The sequence below is a fragment of the Spongiactinospora gelatinilytica genome, from assembly GCF_003236385.1.
GTDB lineage: Bacteria > Actinomycetota > Actinomycetes > Streptosporangiales > Streptosporangiaceae > Spongiactinospora > Spongiactinospora gelatinilytica.
The window spans coordinates 1-9164 of record NZ_POUA01000321.1 but is presented as its reverse complement, the minus strand read 5'-3'; the positions used below and the strand labels follow the sequence as shown (position 1 = coordinate 9164).

The 9164-nt window shown below is 72.7% G+C and carries 10 protein-coding genes; 6 read left to right on the top strand and 4 right to left on the bottom strand.

The window, feature by feature from the left end; genetic code table 11:
- Positions 1-2329: beta propeller repeat protein (locus tag C1I98_RS41850; RefSeq protein ID WP_158558228.1), on the top strand; the 2329-nt coding region annotated here is incomplete at its 5' end.
- On the opposite strand, the gene C1I98_RS29950 is transcribed toward C1I98_RS41850, so the two are convergent.
- A complete protein-coding gene (locus tag C1I98_RS29950) occupies positions 2298-2714 on the bottom strand; it encodes an NUDIX hydrolase (protein ID WP_111170746.1) in 417 nt (138 codons plus the stop codon). The two genes, C1I98_RS41850 and C1I98_RS29950, sit on opposite strands and share 32 nt — an antisense overlap.
- 74 nt (positions 2715-2788) lie before the next feature.
- On the opposite strand from C1I98_RS29950, the gene C1I98_RS29945 reads away from it, so the two are divergent.
- Entirely contained in the window at positions 2789-3433 is a 645-nt protein-coding gene (locus C1I98_RS29945; protein WP_111170745.1) for a DUF6758 family protein, read from the top strand.
- A gap of 93 nt (positions 3434-3526) precedes the next feature.
- Positions 3527-4243 carry an MBL fold metallo-hydrolase gene (locus C1I98_RS29940; RefSeq protein WP_111170744.1) on the top strand — a complete coding sequence of 239 codons (717 nt, stop codon included), beginning with the start codon at positions 3527-3529 and terminating at the stop codon, positions 4241-4243.
- A 20-nt stretch (positions 4244-4263) separates the two neighbouring features.
- Here C1I98_RS29940 and C1I98_RS29935 read toward each other — a convergent pair whose 3' ends face one another.
- A complete protein-coding gene (locus C1I98_RS29935) occupies positions 4264-4545 on the bottom strand; it encodes a LysR substrate-binding domain-containing protein (protein WP_111170743.1) in 282 nt (93 codons plus the stop codon).
- A 23-nt stretch (positions 4546-4568) separates the two neighbouring features.
- On the opposite strand from C1I98_RS29935, the gene C1I98_RS29930 reads away from it, so the two are divergent.
- Complete coding sequence (locus tag C1I98_RS29930; protein ID WP_267898085.1) at positions 4569-5003, top strand: cytochrome ubiquinol oxidase subunit I; 435 nt, start codon at positions 4569-4571, stop codon at positions 5001-5003.
- Positions 5004-5009: 6 nt separating this feature from the next.
- Here the strand turns inward: C1I98_RS29930 and C1I98_RS29925 are convergent, their stop codons facing one another.
- Positions 5010-5576, bottom strand: a complete 567-nt coding sequence (locus tag C1I98_RS29925; protein ID WP_199537309.1) for a redoxin domain-containing protein — start codon at positions 5574-5576, stop codon at positions 5010-5012.
- Between the two features lie 353 nt (positions 5577-5929).
- Here C1I98_RS29925 and C1I98_RS29920 point away from each other — a divergent pair, with 353 nt between their 5' ends.
- A complete protein-coding gene (locus C1I98_RS29920; RefSeq protein ID WP_111170742.1) occupies positions 5930-7396 on the top strand; it encodes a catalase in 1467 nt (488 codons plus the stop codon).
- 57 nt (positions 7397-7453) lie between these two features.
- Here the strand turns inward: C1I98_RS29920 and C1I98_RS29915 are convergent, their stop codons facing one another.
- Positions 7454-8077 carry a MarR family winged helix-turn-helix transcriptional regulator gene (locus C1I98_RS29915; RefSeq protein WP_111170741.1) on the bottom strand — a complete coding sequence of 208 codons (624 nt, stop codon included), beginning with the start codon at positions 8075-8077 and terminating at the stop codon, positions 7454-7456.
- Between the two features lie 216 nt (positions 8078-8293).
- On the opposite strand from C1I98_RS29915, the gene C1I98_RS29910 reads away from it, so the two are divergent.
- Positions 8294-9164 (top strand): RecB family exonuclease (locus C1I98_RS29910; RefSeq protein WP_111170748.1); only part of this gene is annotated, 871 nt, incomplete at its 3' end.

Sequence of the window (9164 nt, the reverse complement as noted above, 5' to 3'; positions counted from 1 at the left end):
GGGTGGGCGGCTGCTGGCGCCGCTGTTGGTGATCGTCGTACTGGTGGCCGCCGCAGGCGGTGGCCTGGTGGTGTGGCGGTGGGCGACGAGTCCGGTCGGGTCCGGGTTGTTGCTGGCCGACGGTGATGGCGGGTCGGGCGACGACGCGTTCGCCGTACCCGCCGGAGGGACCGGTGCCAGCCAGGTGCTCAACGCCGTGACCTCGGTCGGCGACACCATCGTGGCGGCGGGAAGTGACACCACCAGCCCCGTGCCGCGCCCCCTGTTCCTGATGTCCCGCGACGGCGGCAAGAGCTGGCAGCTCGGCAACGTCACCGGCCAGGGCGGCCAGGAGCCCGGTCCGACGACCGTGGGCGGCGTGGCGGGCGGCGACGGGCTGTGGCTGGCGGTCGGCGACACGCAGGGCTACCCGGCGGGCGGCGGCCAGGCGACGACCGGCAGGGGCGTGTGGACCAGCACCGACGGCTTCTCCTGGGAGGCCGTGGAGGCGGCCGGACTGGCCGCGTTCCGGGGCGGTGACCGGATCGCCGACATCGCCCGTACCGGCTCGGGGTTCGTGGCGGTCGGCGCGACCGTGCTCGACGACGGTACGGCGGGCCCGGCCGCCTGGCTGTCACCCGGCGGCCGGTCCTGGGAGCGGGTGTCCGGCGCGGAGCTGGGCGGACCGAAGGACGTACGCGGCGTCAAGGCGGTGGTCGCCAGGGGCGACGACGTCGTGGCGCTGGCCGACGCCCCCTCCGGCGGCGCCGGGTCGGTGGTACTGCGCTCCGCGGACGGCGGGCGCACCTGGCAACGCGCAGGTTCCCCGCTCACCGGGGTGACCCCGCGCCCCGGCGCGCTCGCGGCGGTCGGCGACGGGTTCGTGGCGGTGCCCACCAGGCATCGCGACGACGCCGGTGACGTGCGGGTCCACTGCTCCGCCGACGGCGCGAGCTGGGAGCGCTGCGGCTCCATCGGCGGGCTGCCCCGCGACAGTACCGGCGTGACCGGCCTGGCCGCCTCGGCGGCGGGCGTGGCGGCGGTCGCCCAGGCGGGCTGGGACCGCTACGCCGTCTACACCAGCAAGGACGGCCGGAGCTGGGCCAAGGGCACCGACCTCGGCGAGGTGCCGGGCACGCTGCGGGCGCTCAGCATCTCCGACGCGGGCACGCTGGTGGTCGGCGGCGACCGGCGTACTCCGGCCGACGTGGGCAACCAGCTCGTGCTGATGACCGCCGCCAAGGGCCAGGCGGCCCAGCCGGTCGCGCTCGGCGACATCGCGGGCCTGACCCGGGTGGCCAGGGAGACCAGCGGCATGGCCGCCGCCAATGGCGCGTTCGTGACGGTAGGCGCGGCGGCCGGCGACGCCGCCATCTGGACCAGCGGCGACGGCCGCGCCTGGACCCGCGCGGGCCCGCCGGAGATCCTGGGCGGGGCGCAGCGCCAGGCGCTGAGCGACGTGACGCACGGCCGTAGGGGCTGGATCGCGGTCGGCCGCGCGATGAGCGACGCGTCCTCCACCGAGCCGCTGGTGGTCACCTCGGCCGATGGCGGTTCCTGGCGCAGGGTCCCGATGACCGAGGGGCTCACGCCCGCGCAGGGCCACTACTTCACCGCCCCGCACGCGGTCGCCGCCTCCTCGGCCACGCCGGGCGAGGGCGCGGGATACGTCCTGGCCGGCGAGGACCGCGGCCCGGCGGGCGTGACGCCCGTACTGTGGTTCACTTCCGACCTGCGCAGGTACACCCGTTCGGCCGAACTCCCCGCGGGCGGCGCGGGGGTGCGCATCCACGACGTGGCGGCCACGGCGGAGGGCTACGTGGCGGTGGGCGGCGCGGGCGCGGCGCGGCATGAGAGCGGCGTCGTGTGGGTGTCGTCCGACGGGCTCAACTGGACCGCGCTCAAGCGGCTGACCCCGCCGGAGGCGTCGTCGGCCGGGCTGCGGCACGTGGTCGCGGCGGGCGGGCGGATCGTGGCCGTCGGCGAGGCAAGCGTGAACGGCACGACGCGCGTGTTCGCCGCCATGTCCGCCGACAACGGCTCGTCCTGGGAGTACGGCTGGCTGCCCGCCGACCAGGCCGCCGCCGTGACGGACCTGGCCGAGACCGACGGCGGCATCGTCGCGGTCGGCAGCCACGGGCCCTCGGCGGAGAGCGACAGCGCCGCCTGGACCTCCCAGAACGGCCTGACCTGGCAGCGCCAGACCCTCACCCAGGAGGGCCTGGGCGGCTCGGGCGCGCAGTGGCTCACCGCGGTGGCGGTCTCCGGAGGCGACATGGTCGCGGTCGGCCGTTCGACCACCTACAGCGCCGACCACCTCACCCTGTGGCGGACGAACGTCCACCAATGAGCCCCCATTCGCGCAGCGCGTCCAGGACGCCCGGCGACATGGGGAGGCGGTCCAGCTCGGGCACCGGCACCCAGCGGGCGCCGGCCGCGTCGTCGCCCGCCGTGAGAGCGGTGTCACCGGCGGGGACGGCGAGGTAGTCGCGGATCACGTAGACGACGCCGGGGCCGCCGGGACGTTCGACCGTGCCCGCGAGCCGTACGACGGAGACCCGCAACCCGGTCTCCTCCAGCAACTCGCGGACCACCGCCTGGTGGTCGGACTCGCCGGGCTCGACCCGGCCGCCCGGCAGGGACCACAGGCCCTCGCCCGGCGGGTGGCCGCGCCGGATGAGCAGCAGCCGCCCGCTGTCGTCGAAGACGACGGCCCCCACGCAGTTCACCCGCATATGTGCAAGGTTACGGCTCGATCATTGACCCGGCCCTTGACTAATGGGGCAGAGAGCGCGCAGCGTGAGAAAACGTGAGAACCGCTCCGATATGTCCACGTTGTCATGGAAGCCTGCGGGCGCCGAGCGCGTGGTCCAGCGCGTGGCGGTGCCCCGAACACGGGGACGTGCTGCCGCTGCAACCACCCCGGCATCCCGCCCCCGCCGCACTGGAGGCGGTGCGCAAGATCGCCAGAGTGCCCGTGTGGCTGCCCTGGCCGCTGCCGCCCGGCTGGCTGGTGACCGGATTCGCCGAGGCGGGCGACGAGCGCACCGGCACCCGGGCGAGCGTCACCGCGCTGTCCGGCCCTTCGGTCACCCATGGCCCGGCCGACCTGCTGGTCGTGGCCGAGGAGCCGGGCGCCGGAGTGGGGGCGGGGTTCGCCGGGCTGGACGGCCCCGACCCGGGACAGGGCTTCGACGCGGGCCCGCCGCACGCCAAGATCGACATCCGGGGCCACCCCGCCTCGCTGTGGTGCGTGCAGGCCGCCCCCGACCGGGCCGTCTACGCCGGGGAGGCGCTGGGGAACTGGCTGTGGACGATCTCCTGGCCCGCGGAGTCCGGGTGCCTGATCGCGCTCGCCGAGCTGAGCCTGCGCGACCTGCGAGAGAACGACCAGGACCTGGATCTGCCCTACGGGGCGCTCTCGCCGAGGCTGCCGGACGGCGACGCGAGCTGATCTCGCGAGCTGATTTCGCGAACTGCTGGTGAATTGCCCGCGAGCCTCGCCGAACGCTGTGTTCTCTCATCCGGACGGGATAGGGTCTCCCCCGTGACAGCGCGTATCGAGAAAGTGGTGACCGAGGGCGTCGTCGACGTCGACGGTGTCGAGCACAAGGTGGCGAACAACACCTACATCCTGGGTGACGACGACGAGGTCATCGTCATCGATCCCGCGCGCGACGCGGACAAGATCATGGAGAAGGTGGGCGAGCGCGACGTGCTCGCCGTCGTGTGCACCCACGGGCTCGCCGACCACGTCGGCGCGGCCATCGAGGTGGCGTCCCGCGACGAGGCGGTGGTCGCCCTGCACCCGAAGGACCGCAGGCTGTGGCGGGAGACCTGGACGGAGACCTGGCCCGACATCGACATGGAGGACGAGGGCCTGTTCGGGGTGGCCGACGTCCGCCTGGAGGTCATCGCCACGCCGGGCATCACCCAGGGCGGTGTGTCGCTGCTGTGCGAGGAACTGGGCGTGGTCTTCAGCGGCAAGACCCTCCAGGCCGACGGGCCGGGCAGGTTGGGCGGCGAGTACCCGGCGCTGGCCGACCAGCTCACCGCGATCGGCGAGCGGCTGTTCACCCTGCCGCACGCCACGCGGGTGCTGCCGGCGCACGGCGAGGAGACCACGATCGGCGACCAGGAGCGTCACTTCGACGACTGGATCTCCGGCTCGCTGACCGCACAGGACACCACGCCGGCCGCCGAGTCGCCGCTGCCCGACGGCAGGTCCGTCTCCGGCATCCGCCTCAACCTCGGCGACGACTGACCGGGTCCTGACCCGGAAGGTCAGTCCGCGCTCTCGAAGGTGCGGAAGTGGTCCGCGGCGAAGTCGCGAAAGCGACCGGCCGCCGCGGACAGATGGGCGTCGCGCCGCCACACCATGCTCAGCGTGCGCCGGGCCTCGGGTGTGTCCAGACGTGCCCAGGCGACCGGCGCGTGCGGGGCGGCCCGCAGCGACATCGCCGGGACGAGCCCGATCCCCAGGCCCGCGCTGATCAGATCCTGGGTCGCGCCGGGTTCGTCGCCCTCGCAGACGACGGCCGGACGCAGGCCGTACGCCGCGAACATCCGGTCGGCCGGCGGCGTACTGGATCGTGGTCGCCAACGGCTTCATGCAGAGCCCCGCCGGCTACCAGGTCAGGGACGGCATCGCCTACCTCACCGACTTCGGCGCGGTGCTCGCCAACCCGAGCGCGCTGCTCGCGCTCGGCCACATCACCCTGGTGGCCCTGCTGACCGGAGGCCTGTTCGTGACCGGCGTCAGCGCCTGCCACCTGCTGGCCGGTACGGCCGAGCGGCCCTTCTACGTGCTGGCCTCCACGGTGGACCCCCGGTACGGCATGACCATGGCCCAGGCGATGGCGGACGAGGCGACGCTGTGGCCGCTGGCGGCGTTCGCCGTCGTGGTGGTCCCGCTCATGCTCGCCTACCAGATCTGGACCTGGCGGTCCTACCGCGGGCGGTTGGGCGCGAGCGACGCGCCCGTGCTGCTCACCTCCGGCCCGCGCGCGGTCGAACGGCGTTGACGGGTCTCACGCGCACTCGCCGTCCACCGGGCAGGCGGACGTCGGCGCGGAAGCCGCGGAGACCGGCCGGGACGCCGTCTCCCGGCCGTCCGCGTCGAGCAGCCGGGTGACCGCCGCGGCGAGGGTCATGTCGTCCACCACGCCGAACTGGTGCCCGCGCAGATTTCCCTCGCGGTCGATGAGCACGGTGGACGGGGTGCCGCGCATCCGGTACCGGCCGAAGGTGACCGGCGTCGGGTTGTCGCCCTGGTGCGCGTCGACCCCGACCGGGAAACCGATCCGGTACTCGTACAGGAACGCCTTGAGGCTGGGCGGGGTCATGGCCTCGTGGTGCTCGAACACGCTGTGCAGGCCGATCACGGCGAGCTCGTCGCCGAAGGTCTGGCTCAACCGGGCGATCTGGGGCAGACCGTGGGCCACGCACCCCGGGCAGAGCATCTGGAACGCCTCCAGGACCACCACCCGGCCGCGCAGGGCGGTGAGGTCCAGCGGGTCGCTGTTGAACCATTGGGTCGTCGTCCACGGCGGCGCCGCGGTGACAGGGGTGGACGGAGGAGAGGCGACGATCGACACGGTTGCTCCTTAGCGCTTGTTGTGCCGTCTCCGGGGGACATGCCACACTATAGCTAGGAGTCCTACCTACTTTCGACAGTGCCACCACCAGCTCAAATGATGCGGAAAACTCGAACCGCCTACCGAGGATGACCGCCCTGTCGCGCGCCGTGGCCGCGCGGTGGTCACCGGCCTCGAATGCGCGCGCGGTTCAGGGGCCTGCATGCGATCTGCACACTCGCCGGGCTACCGTAGCGACCAGGCCGATGTGACATGCCGAAGGCTCTGCCCGGCACGGCACTCCGGCCCCGCGATCGCCGTCAGACCCGCAAGATCCAAAAGATCCACAAGATTCGACGAGTGAAAGAGTGACGATGACGTTCGAGGACAATACCGAACCTCTGACCACGGCAGCAGGGGCTCCGGTCGCCGACAACCAGAACAGCCTGACCGCCGGGCCGCGTGGGCCGGTGCTGCTCCAGGACCTCTGGTTGCTGGAGAAGCTCGCCCATTTCGACCGCGAGGTCATCCCGGAACGGCGCATGCATGCCAAGGGCTCCGGCGCCTTCGGCAGATTCACCGTGACCCACGACATCACCCGCTACACCAGCGCCGCGTTGTTCGCCGAGGTCGGCAATTCGTGCGAGACGTTCACGCGGTTCTCCACCGTGGCCGGTGAGCGCGGCGCGGCCGACGCCGAGCGCGACATCCGCGGCTTCGCCACCCGTTTTTACACCAGCCAGGGCAACTGGGACCTGGTGGGCAACAACACGCCGGTCTTCTTCTTCCGTGATCCGCTGAAGTTCCCCGACCTGAACCGCGCCGTCAAGCGCGACCCCAGGACGAACATGCGCGACCCGGAGAACAACTGGGGCTTTTGGACCAACCTTCCGGAGACCCTGCTCCAGGTCACGATCATCATGAGCGACCGTGGCATTCCGAAGTCCTATCGCCACATGCACGGCTTCGGCTCGCACACGTTCAGCATGATCAACGCCGCCGGCGAGCGTAACTGGGTGAAGTTCCACTGGCGTACCCAGCAGGGCATCGAGAACCTCACCGACGCCGAGGCCGCCGCGATCATCGGCGAGGACCGCGAGTCGCACCAGCGCGACCTGTACGAGGCCATCGAGAGCGGCGACTTCCCCAAGTGGAAGCTCTACATCCAGGTCATGCCGGAGGCCGACGCCGCGACCTACCGGTTCCACCCCTTCGACCTCACCAAGGTCTGGAGCAAGGCCGACTACCCGCTCATCGAGGTCGGCGAGCTGGAGCTGAACCGCAACCCTGAGAACTACTTCGCCGACGTCGAGCAGGCGGCGTTCACGCCGGCCAACGTCGTCCCCGGCATCTCCTTCAGCCCCGACAGGATGCTCCAGGGCCGGTTGTTCTCCTACGGTGACGCCGCCCGCTACCGGGTCGGTGTCAACCACCACCAGATCCCGGTGAACTACCCGCGGGCCGCCGGGCTGGTCAACACCTACCACCGCGACGGCACCATGCGCGTGGACGGCAACCAGGGCAGCGTGCCCGGCATCGAGCCGAACAACTTCGGCCGGTGGCGGGAGCAGCCGGCGTACGCCGAACCGGCGCAGGCGCTCGCCGGCGCCGCCGACCGGTACGACTTCCGGGCCGACGACGACAACTACTTCCAGCAGCCCGGCGACCTGTTCCGCCTGATGAATGCCGAGCAGCGCCAGGCGCTGTTCGACAACACCGCGCGGCAGATCAAGGGCGCCCGTAAGGAGACCGTCGAGCGGCACATCGCCAACTGCACCCAGGCCGACCCCGAGTACGGCGCGGGCGTGCGCAAGGCGTGCGAGGCCATCGGCGCGATCTGACCGGCGGCGACCCCGGCGGCCCGGTGAAACGGGCCGCCGGGCGAGCCCGCCACACGCTCAGGCGCTCGCGGCGGCCGGCCGGTGCTCGGGGCAGTCGGTCTGCAGGTCCGTCAGCGCCAGCGGCGCTTTCAGCAGATGGCAGTGATGCGGCGCGGCCGGGTCGGCGTGTTCGTCGCGGCCGAAGAACCGGCAGGTCGTGCACATCCGCGCGACGCTCACCACGCCGCGGCGCTGAAGGTCGCCGATCACGTGCAGCAGGGTGTGCAGCGCCGCCGCGCGGTCGGCGACCGGCAGCGCGGCCAGCGCCGCCAGCAACGGCCCGTCCCAGGGCGCCAGCTCGCCCGCGACCGTCTCGCCCGCCTCGGTCAGGCTCAGCACACGCCGGCGGCCGTCGAGCCCCGGTGAACGCGACACCAGCCCCTTGCGCTCCAGCGCCGTGACGGCGTCGGACATCGTCGGCGTGGTGACATCGAACTCCGCGGCGAGCGCGCTCACCTCTCTGCGCGCCCCGGACTGCCGGGACAGCGCGAGCACCGCCTGCTGCTGGAGCGGGGTCAGCCCGTGTCCGCGGGCGCTGCGCTGGGCGAGCGAACGCATGCCGTGCCCGAGCCGCTCAAGGGCGTCGGCCAGCCGCCGGTCCAGATCCGCCGTGCCGCCGGGGTCGGTCACGTGCTCCGTCATGCAACCTGCCTCGAAAGGGTAGGACTCCTAATCAGACCTATGCTACGCGTCATGCCGGGATGTGCCCACCCGGTCATCCTTCGCGGAGTTCCGTTCGGGCCGATCGTGTCGGTGGCGGCCGGTAACGTGAGGCCGGTAAAGATCGGGTCGGGTGGTTCTGGCGGCTCTGGCAGTTCTAGCGGCCCTGGCGGTTCTGGCGGCGGAAGGCGGTCTGTGGTGGAGCAATTGGGGCTCGACGGGATGCCGCGCCGGCTCTACTCCTGCACGCCCTCGCGGCTCAACAGCTGGCTCGACTGCCGGCGGCGCTACCGGTTCACCTACCTCGACCGGCCGTCCCCGCAGAAGGGACCGCCCTGGGCGCACAACAGCGTGGGGGCCAGCGTCCACAACGCGCTCGCCGCCTGGTGGCGCGAGCCGTACGACCGGCGCACCCCGGCGATGGCCGGCGTGCTGCTGGGCAACGCCTGGATCACCGAGGGGTTTCGCGACCAGGAGCAGTCCACCGCCTGGCGCGACCGCGCCCGGCACATGGTGACCGGCTACACCGCGACCCTCGACCCGGCCCACGACCCGATCGGCGTCGAGCGCACGGTCGCCACCCGCACCGCCGCGATGGCCCTGTCCGGCCGGGTCGACCGCATCGACCAGCGCGGCGACGGGCTGGTCATCGTCGACTACAAGACCGGCCGCCGCCCGCTCGACACCGACGACGCGCGTTCCTCGCTCGCCTTGGCCGTCTACGCCGTGGCCGCCGCGCGGGTCATGCGCCGCCCGTGCCACCGGGTCGAGCTGCACCACCTGCCCACCGCCTCGATCGTGGAGTGGGAGCACACCGACGAGTCGCTGGCCCGGCACATCGGCCGGGCCGACGAGATCGCCGTCGAGGCGTCGGCGGCCGACGAGCGCTACCGGGCCTGGTCCGCCACCGTGCCCCGGGCGCGGAGCCGGGGCGACGACGGGCCGCGCACGCCCCCGGAGGTGCCCGGCGAGATCGCCGAGCTGTTCCCGGCGACCCCCGGCCCGCTGTGCGGGTGGTGCGACTTCCGCCGCCACTGCCCGGAGGGCCAGACGGCCTCCACCCCCCGCC